The organism is Micromonospora sp. URMC 106 (genome assembly GCF_051386395.1).
In the GTDB taxonomy this organism is placed as follows: domain Bacteria; phylum Actinomycetota; class Actinomycetes; order Mycobacteriales; family Micromonosporaceae; genus Micromonospora.
The window spans coordinates 1-23,191 of the sequence record NZ_JBPQTP010000104.1 but is presented as its reverse complement, the minus strand read 5'-3'; the positions used below and the strand labels follow the sequence as shown (position 1 = coordinate 23,191).

General features: G+C 75.5%; 21 protein-coding genes. 8 read left to right on the top strand and 13 right to left on the bottom strand.

Going from position 1 to position 23,191, the window contains the following annotated elements:
* Positions 1 to 11 precede the first annotated feature (11 nt).
* The 3 genes from ACSNOB_RS25530 to ACSNOB_RS25520 all read right to left on the bottom strand — a co-directional run bounded on the left by ACSNOB_RS25530 (position 12) and on the right by ACSNOB_RS25520 (position 2,401).
* Positions 12 to 884, bottom strand: coding sequence for a tetratricopeptide repeat protein (locus ACSNOB_RS25530; protein ID WP_436689088.1), 873 nt, complete (start codon positions 882 to 884; stop codon positions 12 to 14).
* A complete protein-coding gene (locus ACSNOB_RS25525; RefSeq protein ID WP_436689086.1) occupies positions 881 to 1,327 on the bottom strand; it encodes a hypothetical protein in 447 nt (148 codons plus the stop codon). Before ACSNOB_RS25525 ends, ACSNOB_RS25530 begins: the two co-directional genes overlap by 4 nt.
* Before the next feature lie 75 nt (positions 1,328 to 1,402).
* Entirely contained in the window at positions 1,403 to 2,401 is a 999-nt protein-coding gene (locus tag ACSNOB_RS25520) for an RDD family protein (protein ID WP_436689084.1), read from the bottom strand.
* Positions 2,402 to 2,434: 33 nt separating this feature from the next.
* On the opposite strand from ACSNOB_RS25520, the gene ACSNOB_RS25515 reads away from it, so the two are divergent.
* Positions 2,435 to 3,424, top strand: a complete 990-nt coding sequence (locus ACSNOB_RS25515) for a stage II sporulation protein M (protein WP_436689082.1) — start codon at positions 2,435 to 2,437, stop codon at positions 3,422 to 3,424.
* A 39-nt stretch (positions 3,425 to 3,463) separates the two neighbouring features.
* Here ACSNOB_RS25515 and ACSNOB_RS25510 read toward each other — a convergent pair whose 3' ends face one another.
* The 5 genes from ACSNOB_RS25510 to ACSNOB_RS25490 are packed head-to-tail and all read right to left on the bottom strand — an operon-like array spanning position 3,464 to position 8,616.
* Positions 3,464 to 4,774, bottom strand: a complete 1,311-nt coding sequence (locus ACSNOB_RS25510) for a DUF58 domain-containing protein (RefSeq protein WP_436689080.1) — start codon at positions 4,772 to 4,774, stop codon at positions 3,464 to 3,466.
* Entirely contained in the window at positions 4,771 to 5,700 is a 930-nt protein-coding gene (locus tag ACSNOB_RS25505; protein ID WP_436689090.1) for an AAA family ATPase, read from the bottom strand. Before ACSNOB_RS25505 ends, ACSNOB_RS25510 begins: the two co-directional genes overlap by 4 nt.
* A 59-nt stretch (positions 5,701 to 5,759) precedes the next feature.
* Positions 5,760 to 7,208, bottom strand: coding sequence for a DUF4350 domain-containing protein (locus tag ACSNOB_RS25500; RefSeq protein WP_436689078.1), 1,449 nt, complete (start codon positions 7,206 to 7,208; stop codon positions 5,760 to 5,762).
* On the bottom strand, positions 7,205 to 7,777 hold the full coding sequence (locus tag ACSNOB_RS25495) for a DUF4129 domain-containing protein (RefSeq protein WP_436689076.1): 573 nt from the start codon (positions 7,775 to 7,777) through the stop codon (positions 7,205 to 7,207). Before ACSNOB_RS25495 ends, ACSNOB_RS25500 begins: the two co-directional genes overlap by 4 nt.
* The gene (locus tag ACSNOB_RS25490) at positions 7,774 to 8,616 is read right to left on the bottom strand and encodes a hypothetical protein (RefSeq protein WP_436689075.1); all 843 of its coding nucleotides are present in this window, start codon (positions 8,614 to 8,616) and stop codon (positions 7,774 to 7,776) included. The genes ACSNOB_RS25495 and ACSNOB_RS25490 overlap by 4 nt, the downstream gene beginning before the upstream one ends.
* A 198-nt stretch (positions 8,617 to 8,814) precedes the next feature.
* Here ACSNOB_RS25490 and mtrA point away from each other — a divergent pair, with 198 nt between their 5' ends.
* From mtrA to hpf, 5 genes are all read left to right on the top strand, one after another.
* Positions 8,815 to 9,504, top strand: coding sequence for an MtrAB system response regulator MtrA (gene mtrA, locus ACSNOB_RS25485; protein ID WP_210835520.1), 690 nt, complete (start codon positions 8,815 to 8,817; stop codon positions 9,502 to 9,504).
* A gap of 12 nt (positions 9,505 to 9,516) precedes the next feature.
* A complete protein-coding gene (gene mtrB / locus ACSNOB_RS25480; RefSeq protein ID WP_436689072.1) occupies positions 9,517 to 11,301 on the top strand; it encodes an MtrAB system histidine kinase MtrB in 1,785 nt (594 codons plus the stop codon).
* The gene (locus ACSNOB_RS25475; protein WP_436689070.1) at positions 11,298 to 13,091 is read left to right on the top strand and encodes an LpqB family beta-propeller domain-containing protein; all 1,794 of its coding nucleotides are present in this window, start codon (positions 11,298 to 11,300) and stop codon (positions 13,089 to 13,091) included. The genes mtrB and ACSNOB_RS25475 overlap by 4 nt, the downstream gene beginning before the upstream one ends.
* Entirely contained in the window at positions 13,091 to 13,795 is a 705-nt protein-coding gene (locus ACSNOB_RS25470; protein ID WP_436689068.1) for a ComF family protein, read from the top strand. Before ACSNOB_RS25475 ends, ACSNOB_RS25470 begins: the two co-directional genes overlap by 1 nt.
* A gap of 248 nt (positions 13,796 to 14,043) precedes the next feature.
* Positions 14,044 to 14,679, top strand: coding sequence for a ribosome hibernation-promoting factor, HPF/YfiA family (hpf, locus tag ACSNOB_RS25465; protein WP_393112633.1), 636 nt, complete (start codon positions 14,044 to 14,046; stop codon positions 14,677 to 14,679).
* Positions 14,680 to 14,730: 51 nt separating this feature from the next.
* Here hpf and ACSNOB_RS25460 read toward each other — a convergent pair whose 3' ends face one another.
* Both ACSNOB_RS25460 and ACSNOB_RS25455 read right to left on the bottom strand, forming a co-directional pair.
* Positions 14,731 to 15,840 carry a GNAT family N-acetyltransferase gene (locus tag ACSNOB_RS25460; RefSeq protein ID WP_436689066.1) on the bottom strand — a complete coding sequence of 370 codons (1,110 nt, stop codon included), beginning with the start codon at positions 15,838 to 15,840 and terminating at the stop codon, positions 14,731 to 14,733.
* Positions 15,837 to 17,000, bottom strand: coding sequence for a GNAT family N-acetyltransferase (locus ACSNOB_RS25455; protein WP_436689064.1), 1,164 nt, complete (start codon positions 16,998 to 17,000; stop codon positions 15,837 to 15,839). Before ACSNOB_RS25455 ends, ACSNOB_RS25460 begins: the two co-directional genes overlap by 4 nt.
* 160 nt (positions 17,001 to 17,160) lie before the next feature.
* On the opposite strand from ACSNOB_RS25455, the gene secA reads away from it, so the two are divergent.
* Positions 17,161 to 20,082 carry a preprotein translocase subunit SecA gene (gene secA, locus ACSNOB_RS25450; protein ID WP_436689062.1) on the top strand — a complete coding sequence of 974 codons (2,922 nt, stop codon included), beginning with the start codon at positions 17,161 to 17,163 and terminating at the stop codon, positions 20,080 to 20,082.
* A gap of 76 nt (positions 20,083 to 20,158) precedes the next feature.
* Here secA and ACSNOB_RS25445 read toward each other — a convergent pair whose 3' ends face one another.
* A complete protein-coding gene (locus ACSNOB_RS25445) occupies positions 20,159 to 20,761 on the bottom strand; it encodes an Rv3235 family protein (protein WP_436689060.1) in 603 nt (200 codons plus the stop codon).
* A 104-nt stretch (positions 20,762 to 20,865) separates the two neighbouring features.
* On the bottom strand, positions 20,866 to 21,093 hold the full coding sequence (locus ACSNOB_RS25440; protein ID WP_350685633.1) for a helix-turn-helix domain-containing protein: 228 nt from the start codon (positions 21,091 to 21,093) through the stop codon (positions 20,866 to 20,868).
* A gap of 216 nt (positions 21,094 to 21,309) precedes the next feature.
* Between ACSNOB_RS25440 and ACSNOB_RS25435 the strand changes: the two genes are divergently transcribed.
* The gene (locus ACSNOB_RS25435) at positions 21,310 to 21,819 is read left to right on the top strand and encodes a DUF6912 family protein (RefSeq protein ID WP_436689058.1); all 510 of its coding nucleotides are present in this window, start codon (positions 21,310 to 21,312) and stop codon (positions 21,817 to 21,819) included.
* A gap of 67 nt (positions 21,820 to 21,886) precedes the next feature.
* Here the strand turns inward: ACSNOB_RS25435 and ACSNOB_RS25430 are convergent, their stop codons facing one another.
* Positions 21,887 to 22,957, bottom strand: a complete 1,071-nt coding sequence (locus ACSNOB_RS25430; protein ID WP_436689056.1) for a hypothetical protein — start codon at positions 22,955 to 22,957, stop codon at positions 21,887 to 21,889.
* Between the last annotated feature and the right edge of the window lie 234 nt (positions 22,958 to 23,191).

The following is a 23,191-nucleotide window of genomic DNA, read 5'->3' as shown; positions in this document are numbered from 1 at the left end:
CCCGCACCCGCTCACGAGCGCCACCGGCCGAGGACCATCCGGCGGACCAGCGGCGGGGCGATCCACGACCAGACGCAGAAGAGCATCCACGCCAGGCCGAACAGGCCCGCCAGCAGGTCCAGCCCGGCGAGGTTGAGCAGCACGACCACGCCGATCGCGAGCAGCCAGGTGCGGAGGATCCCCAGCCGGTAGAGCGGCCGCAGCGGCAGCAGCAGCGGGTGCGCGTACACCCGGGTCTCCCAGGCGGCCTCGGCGTAGTCGGCGTCGGTCGGGTCGTGCGCCACCGCTTCGCCGAAGGCGCGGTGCGCGGCGCCCACCCGGCCGCGCCGGGCCGCGGCGACGCCGTGCAGGGCGAGCGCTGCCGGATTGCCCGGCCACGCCCCGAGGAACTCCCGGGCGATCCGCTCGGCGGCCCGGTCGTCGCCCCGGGCGTACGCGAGCTGGAATCGGGCGGCGAAGACGGCCGGCGCGTCCGGGACGATCGCGGCGGCCCGGGCGACCAGGCGTTCCGCCTTGTCGGTCTGGCCCACCGCCGAGCAGAGGTCGGCGTACTGGCAGAGCAGCCACGGATTCTCCGGCTCGATGGCGAGCGCGTCGAGCAGCGCCCGCTCGGCGGGGGTGAACTCGCGACGGTGACGCAGCGCGAGACCCAGCCGGCCGAGCAGCTCCGCGTCCGGGCCGGTCTCGGCCAGCCCCTGGCGGGCGACCGTGACGACGTCGTCCCAGCGGTCCAGCGCGGTCAGCGCCGCCGCCCGCAGCCGGAACGCGGCGGGGCTGGTGGCCAGGGCGGCGGGGAGCCGGCTCATCTCGTCCAGCGCCTGCTCGGGGCGGTTCAGCTCCAGCAGGTGGGCCACCCGGGCGAGGTGGATCTCCGGGGCGGTCACGCGGCGGCCACCAGCATGACGAGCAGGGCCTCGGCGAAGCCGATCAACAACACCGCCCCGATGCCGGGCAGCCACAGCGACGCCGGTTCGCCCCCGCGCAGCTCGTACGCCCGGAACCGGCGCTTCTGCGCGGCGGAGGCCGCGAGCCAGACCAGTGCGCCGGAGAGCGCCCCGACCAGCCGGACGGGGCGGTCGGCCCCGTTGTCGAAGATCGTCAGCGTGACCACCAGCCGGGCCGCCAGCGCGGCCAGCCCGACGCCGAGCACCGCCAGGTTCGTCCGGCGGGGCAGGCCCAGCCGGTGCCCGTTGACCAGGGCCAGCACGGTGGCCGCCGCCGGCCCGCCGAACACGGCGGGAAAGATCAGCGACTGCGGTCGCCACGGCGGGCGTCGCGTCTCGTACGCCGCCGGGGCGATGGTGGGGGTGAACAGATCGTCGGACACGGTGTTCCCGTCTCGGTAGGGGCGAGCGAGCCGGATCCTGCCACAGCCGGCCGACGGTCGGCGGCCCGCCGCCGCTCAGGCGCCGGGCGTGGGGGCGCCGCCCGCCGGCGCCGGCGAGGCGACGGCGGGCCGGGCGCCCGGCACCGCCGGGCGGATCGTGCCGGGCGGGGCGGCGATCCCGGGCGGGGCCGCGTAGGGCGGCGCGGGTGGGCCGGGCGTCATTTCGGGCCAGAGCGTCGCGGCGACGGCCCGGCCACGACCCAGCCGGTGCCAGGCCCGCCGGTGCCGCTCGCCGAGGACGGCCGCCAGGTAGACCGACTCCGGCATGCCCGGCGGTGGGGGCGGCGTGGTCACCGCCGAGATCTCGGTCCACAGGCCGCGGCCGAGCCGTCCGCGGGCCGGCTCCGCGAGTTGGTGCACCCGGGCCAGGTACTGCCGCGCGGCCAGCGCCAGGCCGTCGTCCAGCCGGCTCAGGTCCAGCGTGTGCGCCCAGCCGACCAGCACGGGCACCGCGGTCGGGACCGGCCGCCAGGCCGTCGCCGTCCGGGTGTGCACGACCAGCGTGCCCGCCACCAGGTCGCCCAGCCGACGCCCTTGCCGGTCGGACAGCATCACCGCCACCCCGGCCACCCAGCTCAGCAGCGGCAGCACCAGGCCCGGCCACTCCACCGCCACGCCGACCAGCGCCCGGGTCAGCGACTGCCGCAGCCCGACCGGGGCGCCGTCGGCGCTGACCACGCGCAGCCCGACCGCCATCTTGCCCAGCGTCCGGCCGTGGTTGAACCGCTCGCAGAGCACGGGGTAGCCGACCAGCACCAGGACCAGCCCCACCGTCGCGAGGCCACCGGCCAGGGCCCCGTCGACCAGCGCCGCCGGCAGGTTGACGAGCACGATGCCGGCGACGATGGACAGCATCAGCAGCAGGGCCAGCTGGGCCAGGACGTCCAGCATCAGCGCGAGCACCCGGGAGCCGATCCGGGCGGCCCGGACGTCCAGCTCCACGGCCTCCCCGCTGACCAGCCCGGCGTCGCCCCACGGGGCGGGTCGGGCCGGCGGTCGTGGTTGCGCTCTCACCCCGACAGTGAACACTATGATCGCCGAACGGGGGTGACGGTGGATCTCGACGCGTACGTCGCGGAACACGGCGGGGAGTGGCGGCGCCTGGAGCAGCTCTCCGGGCGGGGCCGGCTCGACGCCGCCGAGGTCGACGAACTCGTCGCCCTCTACCAGCGGGCGACCACCCAGCTCTCGGTGCTGCGCAGCCGCTCACCCGACCCGGCGCTGGTCAGCCAGCTCTCCCAGGTGGTGCTGCGGGCGCGGGCCCGGCTCACCGGCCGCCCCCGGCCGTCCTGGGCGGCGGTCGGCCGGTTCCTGCTGGTCGGCTTCCCCGGCGCGGTGTACCGCGCCTGGCCCTGGTGGTGCGGGGTGGCGACCGGCTTCACCCTGCTCAGCTTCTTCCTCATCTGGTTCGTGGCGGGCAACCCGGACACGGCGGGCGCCTTCATCGGCGAGGAGGCGGCCGCCGACCTGGTCGAGTCGGGCTTCGCCGGCTACTACACCGAGTTCGCCGCGCCGACCTTCGCCTTCCACCTCTGGACGCACAACGCGTGGCTCGCCGCCCAGTGCCTCGCCGCCGGTGTGCTGATCGTCCCGGTGTTCTACCTGCTCTGGCAGAACGCCCTCAACATCGGCGTGGTCGGCGGGGTGATGGTGGCCTACGGCCGGGCGGACGTCTTCTTCGGACTGATCACCCCGCACGGGCTGCTGGAGCTGACCGGCGTCTTCGTGGCGGCCGGGTTGGGCCTGCGCACCGGTTGGGCGTGGATCGCGCCGCCCGCGCAGCTCACCCGGGGGCAGGCGGTCGCGCGGGCGGGCCGCGAGGGCGTCCTGGTCGCCGTGGGCCTGGTGGGGCTCTTCGCGGTCTCCGCCGTCATCGAGGCGTTCGTGACCCCCGCGCCGGTGCCGGTTCCGTTCCGCGTCGCCGTGGGCGCCGCCGTCTGGCTCGCCTTCCTGGCGTACGTCGTGGTCCTCGGTCGCCGGGCGGGCGCCGCGCCGTCCGCCGGCGACGACGTCCTCGACCCGCACGCTGCCCGCTGACCTCCCCGTCGGTTCGCTGTCGGACCCGTCGGTTCGCTGTCAGAGCTGGCCGAGGGACTTGAGGCGCAGGTAGGTGTCGGCCAGGGTGGGGGCCAGGCGACCCGCCGGGGCGTCGACGACCATCACCCCGTGCCGGCCCAGGGCGGCGCGCACCCGGTCGCGTTCGGCCAGCGCCCGCCAGGCCGCCGCCGCGGCGTAGGCGTCCCCGGGGCGCTGCGGGGCGGCCGTGGTGAGCGCGGTCAGTACCGGGTCGTGCGTCGCGGCGATCACCACCTTGTGCCGGGCGGCGAGCCGGGGGAGCACCGGCAGCAGCCCTTCGCCGAGGGCGCCGGCCTCCAGGGCGGTGAAGAGCACCACCAGGCTGCGCTGGCTCCGCCGGCGCAGCAGCTCACCGGCGATCAGGTCGAAGTCCGTCTCGACCAGCGCGGGCTGGAGCGGGGCGAGGGCGTGCACCAGCCGGGGGAGCAGGGCCGGCCGCCCGCTGCCGGTCACCGTCGCCCGGACCACCGTGTCGGCGGCGAGCAGGTCGACGCGGTCACCGGCGCGGGCGGCGAGGGCGGTGAGCAGCAGCGCGGCGTCGATCGCGGTGTCCAGCCGGGGCTCGTCGCCGACCCGCACCGCCGAGGTGCGCCCCGTGTCCAACACGCAGACCAGCCGGCGGTCCCGCTCGGGCCGCCAGGTCCGCACCAGCACGTCGGCCCGGCGCGCGCTCGCCCGCCAGTCGATCGACCGCACGTCGTCGCCCACCACGTACTCGCGGAGGGTGTCGAACTCGGTGCCCTGGCCGCGCCCGCGGCTCACCTGGGTGCCGTCGATCACCCGCAGCCGGGCCAGCTTCTCCGGCAGGTGACGGCGCGAGTCGAAGCGGGGCAGCACGCGCAGCGTCCACGGCGGCGTGGCCGGGTGGCCGGAGCGCTGCCGGAAACCCAGCCCCATCGGCCCGAACGAGCGCACGGTCAGCGTCACCGCCGGCCGGTCGCCCCGCCGCAGGGGGGTGAGCCGGCTGGGCAGCGCCGCCGTCCCGCCCGGCTCGACGCGTACCGTCCGCGACGGCGGGACGTCCGGGCGGGCGCCGGCGGAGGGCACCCAGGCGTCGCGGACCCGGGCGCGCAGCGTACGGGCGGCGGGGTTGTGCAGCAGCAGCGTGACGGTGGCCGTGCCGCCGAGCCGGACCGCCCGGTCGCCCTCCCGGGCCGCCGCGAGCGCCCCCGGCGGCACGGCCAGCGCCCGGTCGACCAGCACGAGCAGCAGCACCACGGCGGTCATCACCAGCAGGCCGACGAACGGCGCCGGCCAGGCCGGCAGGGTCAGCGCGCCGACCGCCAGCAGGAGCGCCGCCCGCCAGGTCATCGCGGCGTCGGCACGGTGGCCAGCACCGTGTCCAGCACCGCGTCCACGCCGACGCCCTCCAGCTCGACCTCGGGCCGCAGCCGCAGCCGGTGCCGCAGCGTCGGCCGGGCGACCGCCTTCACGTCGTCCGGGACGACGTGGTCCCGGCCGGCCAGCCAGGCCCACGCCTTGGCGGTGGTGAGCAGCGCGGTCGCGCCCCGGGGCGAGGCGCCCAGCTCCAGCGCCGGCGTGCTGCGGGTCGCCCGGCAGAGGTCGACGATGTAGCCGAACAGGGGCTCGGCCATGTGCACCCGGCCGACCGCCGCCCGCGCCGCCGCGAGGTCGGCCGCGGTGGCCACCGGTCGTACGCCGGCGGCGGTCAGGTCGCGCGGGTCGAAGCCGGCGTGGTGCGCGCGGAGCACCCCCATCTCCTCCTCCCGGCTGGGCAGCGGCACGGTGAGCTTGAGCAGGAACCGGTCGAGCTGCGCCTCCGGCAGCGGATAGGTGCCCTCGTACTCGATCGGGTTCTGGGTGGCGGCGACGATGAACGGGTCGGGCAGCGGACGCCGGTCGCCCTCGACCGTGACCTGCCGCTCCTCCATGACCTCAAGCAGCGCCGACTGGGTCTTCGGCGGCGTCCGGTTGATCTCGTCGGCGAGCAGCAGGTTGGTGAAGACCGGGCCCTCGCGGAAGGCGAAGGCGGCGGTGTGCGGGTCGAAGATCAGCGAGCCGGTCACGTCGCCCGGCATCAAATCCGGGGTGAACTGCACCCGCTTGGACCCCAGGTCGAGCGCGGTGGCCACGGTGCGGATCAGCAGGGTCTTGGCCACGCCCGGCACGCCCTCCAGCAGCACGTGCCCACGGCAGAGCAGGGCGATCACCAGGCCGGTGACGACCGCGTCCTGCCCGACGACCGCCTTGGCGACCTCGGCACGCAGCCGGTGCAGGGCGGCACGGGGGTCGGCGGCGCCGGCGGTCGGCGGCTCGGCGGTTCCGGCGGGTCGGGTCACCGGGCGTCTCCTTCGGGTCGGTGCGGGTGCGGTGCGGCGGTCGGTGGCGGCCCGTCGGCCGGGTGTGGGGCGACCGTGCGGGTCAGCCGGTCCAGCGCGCGGGCCAACTCCAGCAGATCCTGGTCGGTGTCGGGCGCGCCGCCGTAGAGCAACTCCTCGGCCCGCCCCGGGCCGTCGCCGGTGCGGGCGGCGACCGCGGCGGCCACCTCGGCGGTCGGGGCGGTCGGCGGCAGGTTCAGCCGGGGCAGCAGGCGGTCCAGGGCGGCGGTGCGCAGCGTGCGCGCGGCCACGTCCCGGGCGCCGGCCTTCTCGTAGAGCCGGGCCCGGCCGAGCACCGTCTCCGCCGAGCGGACCGTCACCGGCAGCGGCTCCGGCGTCGGCGGGCCGAGCCGGCGGGCCCGCCACAGGGCGGCCAGCAGGGCGGCCACGGCGAGCTGGACCAGCAGCGCCCAGAACCAGCCGGGGAAGGCGGACCAGAGCGGGTTCGGCGGGTCGGAGCCGCCGGCGCTGGAGTCGTCGCCGTCGTCGTCGGAGCCGCGGCCCGGATCACCGCGCCCAGCGTCGCCGTCCCCCTCGCCGCCGGGGCGTCCACCGGGGCGGCCGCCGCCCGGCCCGTCGTACTCGGTGGAACCGCCCGGCGTGGGCGACCAGGCCGGGCTGCCGCTGCTGCCGGAGCCGAAGGTCGGCGGCGGCGCCGGGCCGTCCAGGTCCAGCCACACCACCCGACCCGTCCCGCCGAGCAGCGCGGTGGCGAACGCCCGGTTGTCCCACTCGTCGATCCGGTCGTTGCGGAACGGATCGCTGGCGCCGACCACCACCACGCTCTCGGGGATCCGGAGCAGCCGGGCGAGCCCGCCGTCGAAGCAGAACTGCGGCGCGGACGCGCCCGGGCTGACCGCGTAGCGCTGCAGCCCGACCGCCACCGGGCCGAGCTCGCGCAGCTCGGGCATCGGGCAGGGCAGGCCCCGCGCGTCGGGCTCCACCGCCTGCGCGGCCCACCTGCGGTCGGCCGGCTCGATCCCCAGCGGGATCGCGTCGAGCACCCGCCTCGGCGGGTCCACCAGCACGAGCCGGGTGGCCGAGGGCAGCGAGCGCAACGCGCCGACCGTGTCCGGGTGCAGCAGCGCCGGCGCGGGCACGAAGAGCGTGGCCGGCTCGCCGCGGGCGGCCAGCAGCGCGGGCAGCGTGTCCGTCTCCCGCTGCACCGTCACCCCTCGCCCGCGCAGCGCCTCGGCGAGCCGGCTGCCGCCGTCGTCCCCGGTCGCGACGGGGGAGAGGAACCCCCGGTCGGTGGGGTCGGGCTGGTCGATCGCGTGGGTGACCAGGGTGGTGGTCAGCAGCAGCGCGGCCAGACCCAACGGGATCAGCAGCCGGTGCCGGCGGCGGCGCCGGGGGGCGGCGCCGGCCCGGGGGGCCGGTGGGGCGGCGGCGACCTGTGCGCTCATGGTAGTGGCCCGTCCTCGGGGCGGCCGGTCAGCAGCCGGTCCAGGTCGGCGGCGTGCTCCCGCATCCGCCGGTCGTGCTCGGGCGTGGCGGGGCGCTGGCCGTACCAGATCTCGGAGAAGACCGTCCCGGCGGCGCTCAGCGGCGGACCGACCTGCGGGCGGTGCTCCGTCGCGGCCCGCACCACCTCGATGACGGTCATGCCGGGCTGCGGCTCCAGCAGCCGCCGGGCGACCAGCTCCCGGATCATCGCGCGCAGCCGCTCCCGGACGGCCTCGGCGTACCGGCCCTCGGCGGCCAGCCGGTCCGCGAGGGAGGCGTACGCGGCGGCCGGCAGCTCCGGCTCCGGCTCGCGCGGCGCGGGTACGACCGGCGCCGGGGCGTCCGCGGGCGCGGGCTCCCGGCGGCGGCGACGCAACCGGGGCAGCCGGCGGGGCACCCACGCGGGGTACGCGTACCAGCCGACCGCCACCAGCACCGCGGCGAGCACCAGCAGCAGCGCGGCCAGGGGGAGGGGCACGTGGTCGCCGAGCGCGGCCGTGGTCTCGGTCCACCACCGGCTGAAGCTCATCGGTCGGCCGCCAGCAGAGCGGTCTCCGGCGTGCCCGCCCGCGCTCGGGAGAGCCGAATGTCCAGCCCTTCGGTGCGCATCCGGGTCTCCAGGTGCAGCACCGCGTCCAGGCAGGCCAGGGCCGGGTAGGCGACGCTGTTCACGCCCGCCCACACGGCCAGCGACAGCCAGGCGGCCCAGTCCCGGTCGACCAGGTCGAGCGCGTCCAGCCCGTAGTAGACGCCGATGCCGAGGCCGAGGCGGACGATCCACCAGGCCAGGTAGCCGAGCAGCCGGATCCAGCCGGCCCGGCCGCCGCCGCGGACGGCCAGGGTTGCGGCCCGCAGCGGGGCGCGCAGCGGGTGCGCCCGGTCCACGACCAGCGCCGGTGCCACGGCGCCGAGCAGGGCGAAGCCGACGAACCAGGCCGGCCCGAACAGCGCCGCCGCCCACATCACCACCCCGACCAGGGCGGTCAGCAGCATGGTGGCGCCCCACCGGGCGCCGGCGGGGCGGAGCACCTCCCGTGGCCCGGCCGTACGACCGAACAGCGCGCCGCCGGCGGCCCGGGCGGCCGGGTTGCCGAGCAGCGTGATGATCATCGCCTCGGTCGCCGCGCCGGTCGCCAGCAGCAGCCAGTACGCGCCGAACCGCTCGAACCCCCCGAACCAGACCGGGGGCGCGACGCCGGCGAAGAGCCGCAGCGGGTAGAGCAGGAGCTGCTCGCCGACGGCCAGGACGAGGGCGAGCGGGACCAGCACCCGGGCCTGCCCGCGCAGCAGCAGGACCGCGGAGTCCAGCAGCTCGCCGACCGTGAGCGGGCGGCGTGGGAGCACGGCGGTCGGGCCGGCGTCGGGCACGCGTACTCCTGGGGACGGGCGGCGGTGGCGCGTGACGGCGCACGCGGGGATCATGGTGACACGCGCGGTCCGATCGGGTGGACCCGCACGCCGGGGCGGCGACGCCGGCGTCGGTTGCTGGGCGGCGGCGTCCCACGGCAGTACCGTGCCGGGTGACGCGGATCCCACCGAACTGAACGGGATGGAAACATTAACCCCATGAGAGCCCGGGTACTGGTGGTCGACGACGACCCCGCGCTCGCCGAGATGCTCGGCATCGTCCTGCGCAGCGAGGGGTTCCTGCCCTCCTTCGTCGCCGACGGGGAGCGGGCCCTGGCCGCGTTCCGCGAGAACCGGCCGGACATCGTCCTGCTCGACCTCATGCTCCCCGGCATGAGCGGCATCGACGTGGCGCGGTCGATCCGGGCCGAGTCGGGCGTGCCGATCGTCATGCTGACCGCCAAGAGCGACACCGTCGACGTGGTCCTCGGCCTGGAGTCCGGGGCCGACGACTACGTGGTCAAGCCGTTCAAGCCCAAGGAGCTGGTCGCCCGAATGCGGGCGCGGCTGCGCCGCGGCGAGGACGTCGCCCCCGAGATGTTGACCATCGGGCCGCCCGGCAACCAGATCACCATCGACGTGCCGGCGCACACCGTCAGCCGCGACGGCGAGGAGGTGAAGCTGACGCCGCTGGAGTTCGACCTGCTGGTCGCGCTCGCCCGCAAGCCGCGTCAGGTGTTCACCCGCGAGGTGCTGCTGGAGCAGGTCTGGGGGTACCGGCACGCGGCGGACACCCGGCTGGTCAACGTGCACGTGCAGCGGCTGCGCGCCAAGATCGAGCCGGATCCGGAGCGGCCGGAAATCATCCTCACCGTGCGGGGCGTGGGCTACAAGGCGGGCACCGGATAGCCTGGTCGCACTGTGGCCACCTCCCCGATCCCGGACCCCCAGACGACAGCCTCGCGCCGGCGTGTCGCCGCGCGGGAGCTGTGGCGCGGCGTGAGCGGCCGGGCCGCGCGCCTGTTCGCGGGGCTGCACCAGGCCTGGCGGCGGTCGCTCCAGCTGCGGGTGGTGACCATCACACTGGTCGCGTCCAGCCTGCTGGTGGGCGGTTTCGCCTACCTGATCGCCGACAAGATCACCAGCATCCTGATCGAGAACGCCGAGACCGACGTGCGGGTGCGGCTGGACAGCGGCGCGGCGTACGCGGCGAAGCAGTTCGGCCTCTACAACCAGCCGCAGGAGGCGCAGTTCCAGGAGACCGTCGACGGCACGGTCAACTACCTCGCCGGCGGTGACCCACAGCAGACCACCGGCGTGATCGTGGCGCTCACCGCCGACAGCCACACCGGCCTCATCCAGCCGCGGTCCTCGCCCGCGGTCAACGTCCGGCCGCTGATCAGCCGCGAGCTGCGCGCCACGGTCGCCGGGGGCAAGGTGGCCAGCCAGATCCGCACCGGCCGGCTGGGCGGGGAACGCACGAAGTACCTGGTCTACGGCTCGCCCGTGCCCACCAAGTTCGGTCAGGTGGAGCTCTACTACCTCGTGCCGCTGACCCGGCAGGACGCCACGGCCGCCGACGCCCGCGCGACGGTGGTCGCCACCGGGGCGGCCCTGGTGATCCTGCTCGGCCTGCTCGCCGGCCTGGTCACCCGGCTGGTGGTGACCCCGGTGCGGGTGGCCGCCCGCACCGCCCAGCGGCTCTCCGCCGGCCTGCTCGACCAGCGGATGGCGGTCAACGGCGAGGACGACCTGGCCCTGCTCGCCGCGTCGTTCAACCAGATGGCGACCAACCTGCAACGCCAGATCCTGCGGCTGGAGGAGATGTCCCGGCTGCAACGCCGCTTCACCTCCGACGTGTCGCACGAGCTGCGCACCCCGCTGACCACGGTCCGGATGGCCGCCGACCTGATCTTCGCCGAGCGGGACGAGTTCGACCCGGCGGTGGCGCGCAGCGCCGAGCTGCTCCAGGCCGAGCTGGACCGCTTCGAGGAGCTGCTCACCGACCTGCTGGAGATCAGCCGCTTCGACGCCGGCTTCGCGATGCTCGACTCCGAGCCGACCGACCTGGTGCCGGTCGTGCACCGGGTCGCCGACCGGCTGGCCGGCCTGGCCGAGCGGGTCGGCGTGCCCATCGAGCTGGACGTCCCCACCACCCCGGTGATCGCCGAGGTCGACCCGCGGCGGGTCGAGCGGGTGCTGCGCAACCTGGTCGGCAACGCCGTCGAGCACGGCGAGGCCAAGCCGGTGCTGATCACCCTGGGGATGGACGACACGGCCGTCGCGATCACCGTCCGCGACCACGGGGTGGGCCTCAAGCCGGGCGAGGAGAAGCTCGTCTTCAACCGCTTCTGGCGGGCCGACCCGTCCCGCGCCCGGCAGACCGGCGGCACCGGGCTGGGGTTGTCGATCAGCCTGGAGGACGCCCGGCTGCACGGCGGCTGGCTGGAGGCGTGGGGCGCGCCCGGGCAGGGCGCGCAGTTCCGGCTCACCCTGCCGGCCCGGGCCGGCGACCGGTTGACCACCTCGCCGCTGCGGCTGGTGCCGGCCGACGCCACCCTGCCCTTCGGCGGCCCCCGTGAGGGCGGGCTGCTGGCGATCGGCCCCGGCAGCGGGGGCGTGCTCGCGATCGGCCCGGCCACGGACGGGGTGGCCGTCGGGCCGGGGCGGCAGGGAGCCGGGGGACGCACGGAGGTGGGATCGTGAGGCGCCACCTGCTCGCCGGTGTGCTCGGCGGCGCGCTGCTGCTGGGTGGCGCGGCCGGCTGCGGCATCCCGGACCACACCGAGGTGCGGGTGGAGGGATCCGGCCCGGCGGCGGAGGCCGGCTCCGTCAGCGGTGTCCGGGGCGAGCCCCCGAACCGCAGCGCGAGCAGCGAGAAGGAGCAGTTCGTCAAGAACTTCCTCTCCGCCGCGGCGGGCGAGCCGGACCGGGCCTACCAGCGGGTCCGGCAGTTCATCGCCCCGGAGGACCGGGACCGCCTCCAGGTGAAGGAGGGCAGCGAGGTCGCGCTGACCGTCGTCCGGCTCACCGAGGAGCCGGTCATCGTCAACGCCCCGGACAACAGGACCGAGGTCACGCTCAAGGTGCAGCAGGTGGGCCAGTTGCGCGCCGACGGCACGCTGGCCCCGCCGGAGACGAGCACCACGTCGTACTCCTTCGAGCTGCGCAACCCGCCGGGGCAGGAGGGCCGGGTGGACGCCGGACTGTTCGTGGCCAACCCGCCGAACGTGCTGCTGCTCAGCGTCGACGCGCTGGAGGCGTACTACCAGAGCCGGACGATCTACTTCTGGACCTCTGACCGCACCCGGCTCGTGCCGGACCAGCGCTACCTGCCCCTCGCCGTGCCCGACGAGCGGCTGGTCAGCGAGGTGGTGAAGTGGCTGACCGCCGGTCCCTCCCTCTGGCTGCGCTCCGGGGTCACCGGGCTGCCGGACGGCACCCGGCTGATCAACAACGCCACCCGGACGGACGGCCGCTGGGAGGTCGACCTGGAGATGCCGGACGAGAAGGTCCGGCTGGAGCAGTTCGCCACGCAGCTCGCCTGGTCGCTGGACGACGTCGACGGGCCGCTGGAGATCAAGATCCGCACCCAGCCCCGGAAGGACATCCCCGACCTCGAAGCGCACCGGCAGGCGCACCCGGTGTACCGGATCGGCGACGGCTTCCAGCGGTTCTGCGTCTACGAGGGCGCCGTCCACCCGCTGGCCGACGCCGCCGGCACGATCGCGGCGGTGCCGGTGGCGCCCGAGGTGAACAGGAACGTCGTGACGGCCGGGTTGAGCCGCGCCGACGACCAGATCCTGGCGGCGCTGGTGGTCACCGACGCGGGCCGGCAGTGGCTGTCCGTCGGCACCGGCCGCGACCCGGTCGCCGTCTTCACCCGCAGCGCCAAGGGCTACGGCGCGATCGGCCGGCCGGTGTGGCTGCGCTCCACGGCCGGCGGCGCCCCGGCCGGCTTGGTGGTCGCCGACGGCGTCCTCTACCGCTTCGACGCCCGGGCGCAGCTCACCCCGGTGTCGCTCGGCGTTCCCGGCCGGGTGACCGCGGTGGCCGCCTCGCTCGAGGGGCACCGGATCGCCGTCATCGCCGGCGGCGCGCTCCACGTCGCCGCCCTGAGCGCCAACGAGGGCGGGGTGACCCTCGGCCCGGCCCGTCGGCTGCCCACCCGGCTGACCGACCTGTCGGCCGTCGACTGGTACGGCGAGGACAAGCTGATCCTCGCGGGGAAGTCCGGCCGCCCGGCGGTCTACGAGGTCAGCGTGGACGGCGCCCGGGACAGCCGGGTGGAGGACAAGATCGGCGCCCGGGTGACCCACCTCGCCGCGTACCCGGCCAACACCGAGGTGCCGCGCGGCGCGGCCATGTACGAGGCGAACGGGGTGGCGTACAGCAGCGCGCCGTTCGAGCGGATCCAGCCGGAACAGGTGCAGGTGTCGCCGCCCTCGACCGGGACGCGCGCCGGCAACCCGACCGCCCCCTTCTTCCTCTACTGATGCCGGATCTCGGCGCGCTCTGGGCGGACCTCACCGACCTGGTGCTGCCCGTGGAGTGCGCCGGTTGCCGGGAACGCCGGCCGGGGCTGCGGCACGGCGTCTGCCCGGAGTGCGTGGCGGCGCTGGATGGGCTGCGGCCCCGGGCGGTGCGCCCCACCCCCGCCCCGCCCGACCTGCCGCACTGTTTCGCCCTCGGCCCGTACGCGGGCCCGCTGCGGGAGGCGCTGCTCGCGTACAAGGACCACGGCCGGCACGGGCTGGCCCGGCCGCTGGGCGCGCTGCTCGCCGAGGTGGTGGCGGCGGCGGTCGGCGGGGCGCGGCCGGTGACGCTGGTGCCGGTGCCGGACACCGCGGCGGCGGCCCGCGCCCGCTACGGCGACCACCTCGGCCGGCTGACCCGGCACTGCGCGGACCGGCTGCGCCGGGCGGGCTGGCCGGTGCGGGTGCGGCGGCCCCTGCGCGCGCTGCCCCGTCCCGACTCGGTGACGCTGGACAGCGCCGGGCGGGCGGCGGCGGCCGAGTCCGCCTTCCGGGTCCGCCCCCGGGGCGGGCCCGCCGCGGACGGTACGGCGGTCGTGGTGCTCGACGACATCCTCACCACCGGCGCCACCCTCGCCGCCGTGGGGCGCGCGCTGACCGCGAGCGGGCTGTCACCGACGGTGGCGGCGGTGCTCGCCGCGACCGAGAAACGGCACCGGTCGTAACCGATCGTGTTTCCGTTTCACCCGTTGGTGTATGAGGTGTGAAAAATTTCTGGCCGGCTCGGCGACCGGGGGTGACTGCCGGGCAAACAGGAGTTAGCGTTTTCCTGTCGGGGGTAGGAGGTCTTCCCACCCGCCTCCGGCGGTGAAAGGAGGCGTAGCCGCACTGACCGGTCGACGCCGAGTGGGACCTCCCCCAGGGGCGAGCGACCGGATGCCGGATCGAACGACCATCCGACCAGGGAGGTCACATGGACATCGTGGTCAAGGGCCGTAACGTCGAAGTGCCGGACCATTACCGGGTGCACGTGGCGGAGAAGCTCGCGAAGATCGAACGCTACGACCACAAACTCATTCGCGTCGATGTGGAGCTTTTCCACGAGCGCAATCCCCGCCAGGCGGACCACTGCCAGCGCGTCGAAATCACCTGCGTTTCCCGGGGCCCGGTGATCCGGGCGGAAGCCTGCACGAACGACTTCTACAGCGCGCTCGACGCGGCCATCGCCAAGCTCGACACCCGGTTGCGCCGGGCGGCCGACCGCCGCCGCGTCCACCGGGGCCGACACGCCCCGCTCTCCGTCGCCGCCGCCACCGCCGGCCTGCCGGTCGCCGACCTCGACGTCCCCCTGGGGGCCTCCGCCGACGGCGCCCGCGCCGGCACGGCCACCGCCGTCGCCGAACGGGTCGAGGAGGAGCACGACCAGCCCTGGCACATCGCGCGGGAGAAGGTGCACCCCGCCGAGCCGATGACCGTCGACGACGCCCTGTTCCAGATGGAACTCGTCGGCCACGACTTCTACCTGTTCCAGGACAAGGAGTCCGGCCGGCCGAGCGTCGTCTACCGGCGACACGCCTACGACTACGGAATCATCTCCCTCGCCATCTGATCCCGACGGCCGTGGTGGCGGCCCGCGCCGCCACCACGGCCACCGGGGCCGTCAGCGGAGTTCGTCGGGGAGCAGCCCGAAGACCAGGTCGTCGATCCGGGTGCCCGCCAGCCCCGGCAGCCGGCCGCGCAGCAGCCCCTCCCGGCGGAAGCCGATTTTCTCCAGCACCCGCTGCGACGCGACGTTGTCGGGCAGGGTGGCGGCGACCAGCCGGGCGATCCCCGCCGGCCCGAACGCCCAGCCGGCGAGGAGCCGTACGGTCCGGGTGGCGAGCCCGCGACCGCGCGCGGCGGGCAGCAGCGCGTAGCCGACGCTCGCCTCCCCGGCGGTCGCGTCGGTGTAGGACAGCCCGCAGCTGCCGACCGGTTCGTCGGTGTCCGCGTCGAGGATCAGCAGCCGGGCGATGCTGCCGGTCAGCCACGCGCTCTCCGACGACCGGCAGCGTCCCTCGATCGCCGACCGGGCGGGCGGCACCGGCGGGGCCTGGTTCGCCACCACCTCCGGCAACGTGTGCAGCCGGTACATCACGTCGACGTCGTCCGGGCCGAGCGGGCGCAGCGTCACCACGCCGTCGGTGAGCCGGCCGTCGGGCAGGTCGGGCAGCAGCCGGGGAGCGGGGCCGGGCGGGTCGTCGGCGAGGCGCACCCAGGCCGTCAGGTCCGACCGGCCGCCGCCGCGGAGCTGGCCGGCCGCCCGGCGTACCCCCTCGTGGCGGAATCCGGCGGCGAGCGCCACCCGCTGGCTGGCCGGGTTCTCCGCGTGGGTCAGCAGCTCCAGCCGGTCGAACCCGCACCGCAACGCGGAGTCGGCCAGGGCCCGCGTGGCGGCGGTCGCGACGCCGCGCCGCCGCGCCCACGGCGCGACCCAGTAGCCCACCTCCGCCTGCCGGCGCAGCGTCACGACCTGGCTGAGGCCCGCCCCGCCGACCAGCCGGTCGGTGGCGCGGTCGGCGATGGCGTACGCGGCCCCGCCGGTGGCCCGGGCCGCCGGGGCGCCCTCGGTGATCCACCAGCGGGCGTCGGCCTCGGTGTACGGCTGCGGCATGCCCGGGTTGAACCGCAGGTTGACGGGGTCGGCGCAGCCGGCGGCCAGGTCCGCGACGTCGTCGGGGCGGAACGGCCGCAGCCGCACCCCGTCGGACTCGATCACCTCGGGCGTCACGTCAGGTCTCCGGCGAGCAGCGCGCCGACCCAGGTGTCCACCCGCTCGCCCCGGTGCGTGAGCCCGCCCCGGGCGGTGCCCTCGACCGTGAAGCCGGCCTTCTCGGCGACCCGGCGCGAGGCGGTGTTGCCGACGTTGGCCCGCCACTCGACGCGGGCCAGTCCCAGCGTGGTGAAGCCCCAGGTGGCGAGGGCGGTCAGCGCGGCCGGCATGACGCCCCGGCCCCGGCTCGCCGGCGCGGTCATGAAGCCGACGTCGGCCAGCAGCGGATCGGAGGGGGAGAGCCGCAGGTCGATCGAGCCGGCGTACCGGTCCTCGGCGTCGGCGACCACGAAGCAGGCGCTGGTGCCGCCCGCCCAGGCGCCGCGCGAGTAGGTCAGGTAGGACTCGGCGTCGGCCGGCTCGTACGGGTCGGGCACGCTGGTCCACCGGATGGTCTCCGGGTCCCGGCAGGTCTGCACGATCGCCGGGAAGTCGCGCTCCTCCATCGGGCGCAGCCGCACCTCGCCACCGCCGGCGCCGGCGAAGAGGACGGGCTGGGGCCGGCCGAAGACGGCGGCCCGGCGGGCCTCCAGGGTGCCGGGCCCGGCCGGCCCGGTCTCGCCGGGGGCGGGCACCTCCCCGGGGAACAGCGAGCCGATCCAGCCCTGCGGGCCGCCGTCGGGCGCGGGGTCGGCCAGCCGCAGCCGGCCCTCGACGCGGAAGCCCGTCCGGAGCGCGACGAGGCGGGAGGCGTGGTTGCCGACCTCGGCCTGCCAGATCAGCCGGCGCAGCTTCCGGCTGTCGAAGGCCCACCGGGCGACGGCCCGGGCGGCCCGGACGGTGACGCCGCCGCCGCGGGCCCAGGGCGCGGTCCAGTAGCCGATCTCGCCCGTGCCGTGCCCGGCGTCGATCGACACCAGCCCGCAGGAGCCCAGCACCTCGCCGCTGGCGGGGTCGCAGACCGCGAACGGCGCCCCGGTGCCGGCCGCCCAGTCCCCCGGCGACACCTCGGTGACGAACCTGTGGGCGTGTTCGGGCAGGTACGGGCGAGGTACGGTGGTCCAGCGCTGGATGTCCGGGTCCTGGCACGCCCGGTGCACCGCGTCGGCGTCGGTCGCCCGCCAGGGTCGCAGCAGCAGGCCGTCCTCGGTGATCTCCACAGGTTCCACCCGAGCCATCGTGCCGGATCGTTCGCGGACGGCGTAACCGGATATCGGCGGGACGGCGGGCACCGAGCGAGTTATGTCGGTTTCGCCGGGTCGGAGGGCCGCCACCAGTGACCATCGCGCCGATGGAGCGCCTACGATGGTTCGAGACTGTCTAGGGGAGCGTTGATCCGTGTCGATTCTGGAAAAGGTCCTCCGCGCGGGCGAGGGCCGTATGGTGCGCCGGCTCAAGGCCATCGCCGCCGCCGTCAACTCGATCGAGGACGACTACGTCAACCTCACCGACGACGAGCTGCGCGGCATGACCGAGCAGTTCAAGGAGCGGCTCGCTGACGGCGAGACCCTCGACGACCTGCTGCCGGAGGCCTTCGCGGTGTGTCGGGAGGCGGCCGCCCGGGTGCTCGGCCAGCGCCCCTACGACGTCCAGGTGATGGGCGGCGCGGCGCTGCACTTCGGCAACATCGCCGAGATGAAGACCGGTGAGGGCAAGACCCTGACCTCGGTCATGCCGGTCTACCTCAACGCGCTCTCCGGCAAGGGCGTGCACGTCATCACGGTCAACGACTACCTGGCCCAGCGCGACGCCGCCTGGATGGGCCGGGTGCACGAGTTCCTCGGCCTCACCGTCGGCGTGGTCCTGCCCAACCGGCCGGCCGCCGAGCACCGGGCCGCGTACGAGTGCGACATCACCTACGGCACGAACAACGAGTTCGGCTTCGACTACCTGCGCGACAACATGGCCTGGTCGCGGGACGAGCTGGTCCAGCGCGGCCACAACTTCGCCGTGGTCGACGAGGTCGACTCGATCCTGATCGACGAGGCCCGCACCCCGCTGATCATCTCTGGCCCGGCCGAGCACTCCGCCCGCTGGTACTCGGAGTTCGCGGGCGTGGTGGCCCGGCTCCAGCCCGGCAAGGACGGCGAGGGCGACTACGAGGTCGACTACGCCAAGCGGACCATCGCCGTCACCGAGCGCGGCGTGGCGAAGGTCGAGGACCGGCTGGGCATCGACAACCTCTACGAGTCGGTGAACACCCCGCTGGTGGGCTACCTCAACAACGCCATCAAGGCCAAGGAGCTCTTCAAGCGCGACAAGGACTACATCGTCAGCGACGGCGAGGTCCTGATCGTCGACGAGTTCACCGGCCGCATCCTGCACGGCCGCCGCTACAACGAGGGCATGCACCAGGCGATCGAGGCCAAGGAGGGGGTGGAGATCAAGCAGGAGAACCAGACCCTGGCCACCATCACCCTCCAGAACTACTTCCGCCTCTACGAGAAGCTCTCCGGCATGACCGGCACGGCCCAGACCGAGGCGGGCGAGTTCAACAAGGTCTACAAGGTCGGCGTGGTGACCATCCCGACCCACCGGCCGATGGTCCGGCAGGACCGGCCGGACGTGATCTACAAGACCGAGAAGGCCAAGTTCAACGCCGTGGTGGAGGACATCGCCGAGCGGCACGCCGTGGGCCAGCCGGTGCTCGTCGGCACGGTCTCGGTGGAGAATTCCGAGATCCTCTCCCAGCTCCTGCGCCGCCGCGGCATCCCGCACTCCGTGCTGAACGCCAAGTTCCACGCCCGCGAGGCCGAGATCGTCGCCCAGGCCGGCCGCAAGGGCGCGGTCACGGTCGCGACGAACATGGCCGGCCGGGGCACCGACATCCTGCTCGGCGGCAACGCCGAGTTCCTCGCCGCCAACGAGCTCCGCCAGCGTGGCCTCGACCCGATCGAGCACGAGGAGGAGTACGCCAAGGCGATGGAGGAGGTCCTGCCCAAGTGGAAGCAGGCCTGCGACGCCGAGGCGGAGGAGGTCGCCGCCGTCGGCGGCCTCTACGTGCTGGGCACCGAGCGGCACGAGTCGCGCCGGATCGACAACCAGCTTCGCGGCCGCTCCGGCCGGCAGGGTGACCCGGGCGAGTCCCGGTTCTACCTGTCCCTGCAGGACGAGCTGATGAAGCGCTTCCGCTCCGGTGCCGTCGAGGCGGTCATGGACCGCTTCAACATCCCGGAGGACGTGCCCATCGAGTCGAAGATGGTCACCCGCCAGATCAAGAGCGCGCAGGCCCAGATCGAGGGCCAGAACGCCGAGATCCGCAAGAACGTCCTCAAGTACGACGAGGTGCTCAACAAGCAGCGCCAGGTGATCTACGCCGAGCGCCTGCGGGTGCTCAACGGCGAGGACCTCTCCGACCAGGTCCGCAACATGATCGACGACGTCGTCGAGGCGTACGTGCGGGGCGCCACCTCCGAGGGCTACGGCGAGGACTGGGACCTGGAGCAGCTCTGGTCCAGCCTCAAGCAGCTCTACCCGGTCGGGGTCACGATCGAGGAGCTGGAGGAGGAGGCCGGCGGCTCCCGGGCCGGCATCGACGCGGACTTCCTGCTCTCCCGCCTCAAGGAGGACGCGCACGCCGCGTACGACCGGCGCGAGGAGCAACTCGGCACGGAGGGCACCCGCGAGCTGGAGCGGATGGTCCTGCTCCAGGTGATCGACCGCAAGTGGCGCGAGCACCTCTACGAGATGGACTACCTCCAGGAGGGCATCAGCCTGCGGGCGTACGCCCAGCGCGACCCGGTGGTGGAATACCAGCGCGAGGGCTTCGACATGTTCGCCACCATGATGGACGGCATCAAGGAGGAGACGGTCGGCTTCCTCTACAACCTCGAGGTCCAGGTCAACGAGCCGGAGCCCGAGGCCGAGGAGGTCACGCTGCTCGACAAGCCGGTCGAGATCCGGGCCAAGGGCCTGGGCCGGACGCCGCAGCAGCAGGGCCTGCAGTATTCGGCGCCGACCATCGACGGCGAGGCCGGCGCGGGCGCGGTGGCCGTCGAGCGCGCCGAGGAGCAGGCGCCGGCGCTCGGCGTCGGCCGGCCGGCCCCGGCCGCGCCGGCGGCGCCGGGGACGACCGCCCCGGCCGCGCCGCAGCGCCCGGCTTCGGGCCTGCGTGGCCCGGCCGTCGCCGCGAACGCCGGCCGGCGCTCGGCGCCGGGGCAGGCGGAGGCCGGCAACGGTCCGTCCCGCAACGCGCCGTGCCCGTGCGGGTCCGGCCGCAAGTACAAGCGCTGCCACGGCGCGCCCAACGGCGGCGCCTGACCAGCAGGTGAGCGGGGCGTGCGCCCCGCCGGAGCAATCGAGCCGCGGTCCTCGCCGACCGCGGCTCGGTCGCGTTTCAGAGGACCTGGAGGGCGGTGCAGAGCCAGGTGCCGCGGCGGTGCTCCAGGCGCAGCGCCATCGCCCAGGCGCGCCCGCCCGCGCCGGCGAGCACCGCCGCGGCCTCCACGGCTGCGGCGCGTGGCTCGCAGACCCGCAGCCGACGCAGCCGGGTGACGGGCCGGGTGGACCGGCGCCGCACCGGGCCGGACCGGGCGGTGGCGCGGGCGAGCTCGGGCAGCAGCGCGGCCGCGCAGGCCGGGTCGAGCAGCGGTCGGAGCTGCCCGGGCGGGCGGTAGCCGTTGAGCACCTCCAGGCAGGTGGTGACGAAGCGGTGGGCGGCTCGGGTGGCCTCGGCGGTCGCGGTCACCAGCGCCCCGGGAGGCAGCGGGGTGGCCGGTCCGCGCCCCGGCCCCGCCGGGGCGGGCGACACCCGCGCCCGGCGGCCGGGTGGCCGGTCGGCCTCGCGGCGCGCCGGCTCGAACAGGTCGAGGGCGAGCTGGGCGTGCGCCGGGGCGGGCCAGTGGGCGGCGTCCTCGTCGGCGAACGGCGGCTCGAACGAGGGCGCGGGGCGCAGTCGGACGGGAGGCCGCGTCGGCCCGGGGCGGCGCGAGTCGGTCATCCTGACCCTCCCATGATCTTGCGTTTACCTACGTTTGCCTTCGAACGCCTCCCATTCTTGGGCAAGGCAGAGCCGGCGGTCAATGCCTGTGGGGATCGGCGCGATTACTCCGGGTCGCGCTCCGCCAGCGGGTTGCTCCGCACCCACTCGGCCGTCTCGGCGTACTTGCGCTCGATGTACTCCTCGAGCCGGGCGCGCTCGACGCGCCACTGGCCCCGTCCGCCGATCTTGATCGCAGGCAGTTCGCCGCTGCGCACCATGTGGTAGACCTGCGAGTCCGACACGTTCAGCTCGGTGGCCACGTCGGAGAGCAGCAGGAACCTCGGTTCCACGGAAACTCCCGGGGTCGGCGTCGTTTGGCTCAGTTTGCCACCGACAGCCGACAGGGCCCAGCCGGCGGACGGGTGCCCGCACCGACGCGTCCGGGGGACACACCGGCCGGGAGCTTCCGCCGGGCAGGTGCGAGGTGTATGACGGTCACGGCGTACGGCATGATCGGCGCCGGACCGGCGGAGGCCGGCGGAGGACCTGAGCGGGGGAGACGACCGGTGACCGAGGAGCTTGTCCGGGTGTACGTGCCGGCGACCGTCCCGATGCTGACCCTCCTGCGCGGGCCCGGCCTGCCCGTGGCCGCCGCGCACGCGGTGACCCCCACCCTGCGGGAGTGGTACGCCGAGGGCGACGAGGAGGAGCTGGAGTACGTCGCGTTCACCCGCGCCGCCCAGGACGCGCTCCAGCTGCTCCGGGCCGACGCCGCCGCGCCCCGCCGTCGCGTGGTCGTCTCGGTGGACCTGCCCGCCTCGGCGGTCGGCCGGGGCGACGGGGAGCTCGGCTCCAGCGCGGTCGACCTGAGCGCGCCCGTGCCCGTCGCCGCCGTGGCCGCGATCCACGTGGACGGCGCCGACGCGGCCGAGGACGTCGCCGCGGCGGCGGAGGTGGTCACCGAGGCCCTCGCGGGCGACCCGGACGCGCAGTTCACGGTCGACGGGGCCGAGGACCACGAGCTGGAGTGGTACGACGTCTCCGAGCTGGACCTGCTGCTCCGCGCCACCTCCTGAGCCGGCCCGTCGCCGACCGGCGGCGACGCCCGGCCCGCAGGACACCCTGGACGACGTCTTCCCGCCGTCAGCGGGCGGGGGCGGCCTCGTCCGGCTCGTCGTCGGACCGGGCCGGGCCCAGGGTGCGGCCGAAGGCGATCATCGCGGTCAGCGCGCCGACGAAGAGCACCCAGATGGCGTTGTCGATCCGCGACGTGCCCAGCGAGGTCTGCGCCACCGCGTCCGCCTCGCTCAGCGCGCCGGCCAGGTCGAGCAGGGAGCGGCCGCCGACCCGGATGACCACCTCGGCGAGGAGCAGGAGCAGGCCCGGGCCGGCCCCGGCCAGCAGGTACGCGGGCCAGCGCGGCGCGGGCGTCGCCGCGTCCCGCCGGGCGGCCCGACGCCGGGCCCAGGTCAGGTAGCCGAAGGCGAGCAGCCCCGCCACCAGGCCGGCGAGCAGCGACTCGGTGCGCGACACCCACTTGGCGGCGGTGAGCAGCGACTCCTGGGTGTCGCCGGCCCCGAAGAGGTCGAAGAGGGGGTCGCGGGCCCGGCTGAAGGCCACCACGAAGATCAGCGTGCCGAGGGCGGCGGCGACCACGGCCCCGACGACGGGCGCCGTGCGGGCGCCGGCGATGGCCCCGCCGATGGTCGCCGCGGCGGCGGTGGTGCCGGCGATCACGTTGGTGGTCGCGTTGTCGGCGTACGTCAGGTTGATCGCGAACGCGGCGGCGAGCGCGACCAGCAGGCCGGTGCCGATCGCGGCCACGAAGCGCAGGGTGACCCGGTCGCTGCCCCGGCGCGCGAGCAGGTCGACGCCGAAGAGGGCGAAGGCGGCGCCGGCGACCAGCGCGGCCGAGATGACCCCCGGCAGCGCGAACGCGGAGAGGCTGATCGCGGTGACCCCGGCGGCCGCCGAGTCGATCGCCTCGCGGGTCGACCAGAGCATCGCGGCCAGCCAGCCGAGGGCCAGCAGCGCGAGCGCCGGTGCGCCGGGCGCGAGCGACGGAGCGGTCCCGTCCTCCCCGGCGGCCGGCCGGTCCGACCCGACGGCGTCGGCCGGGCCCGGCTGCCGCTCCGGCTCGACGACGGTCGCGTCGGCCGCCGGAACCGGCTGGTCGGACTCCGCGGCGGCGGAGCTGCCGGGCTGCTTGGTCATCCTCTTCCCTCCGACGGACGCCCGGCCCACGGCGGGGCCGGCAGTTCACCGGCCACCCAGCGTACGCGCCCGTCGGGCCCGCACTCCCGCGCACGGCCGCGCCCCGTCCGCACTCCCGGCGCCGGCTCCGCGCGCCGCGACGGCTCCGCACGGCGGCGCGTCGGCCGGGGCGCGCGAAGCTCCTGCTCGGCCCGTGGGGCTCCTCCGCCGGTCGGCGGTGGTGGGGGGTGGGGT

What these genes read in the sequence shown, in the direction of transcription:
- ACSNOB_RS25510 (WP_436689080.1), bottom strand. Translation starts at nt 4,774, where the DNA reads ATGACCTGGCGGGCGGCGCTCCTGCTGGCGGTCGGCGCGCTGACCCTG.
- ACSNOB_RS25500 (WP_436689078.1), bottom strand. Translation starts at nt 7,208, where the DNA reads ATGAGCGCACAGGTCGCCGCCGCCCCACCGGCCCCCCGGGCCGGCGCC.
- ACSNOB_RS25495 (WP_436689076.1), bottom strand. Translation starts at nt 7,777, where the DNA reads ATGAGCTTCAGCCGGTGGTGGACCGAGACCACGGCCGCGCTCGGCGAC.
- mtrA (WP_210835520.1), top strand. Translation starts at nt 8,815, where the DNA reads ATGAGAGCCCGGGTACTGGTGGTCGACGACGACCCCGCGCTCGCCGAG.
- ACSNOB_RS25470 (WP_436689068.1), top strand. Translation starts at nt 13,091, where the DNA reads ATGCCGGATCTCGGCGCGCTCTGGGCGGACCTCACCGACCTGGTGCTG.
- hpf (WP_393112633.1), top strand. Translation starts at nt 14,044, where the DNA reads ATGGACATCGTGGTCAAGGGCCGTAACGTCGAAGTGCCGGACCATTAC.
- ACSNOB_RS25455 (WP_436689064.1), bottom strand. Translation starts at nt 17,000, where the DNA reads ATGGCTCGGGTGGAACCTGTGGAGATCACCGAGGACGGCCTGCTGCTG.
- ACSNOB_RS25445 (WP_436689060.1), bottom strand. Translation starts at nt 20,761, where the DNA reads ATGACCGACTCGCGCCGCCCCGGGCCGACGCGGCCTCCCGTCCGACTG.
- ACSNOB_RS25430 (WP_436689056.1), bottom strand. Translation starts at nt 22,957, where the DNA reads ATGACCAAGCAGCCCGGCAGCTCCGCCGCCGCGGAGTCCGACCAGCCG.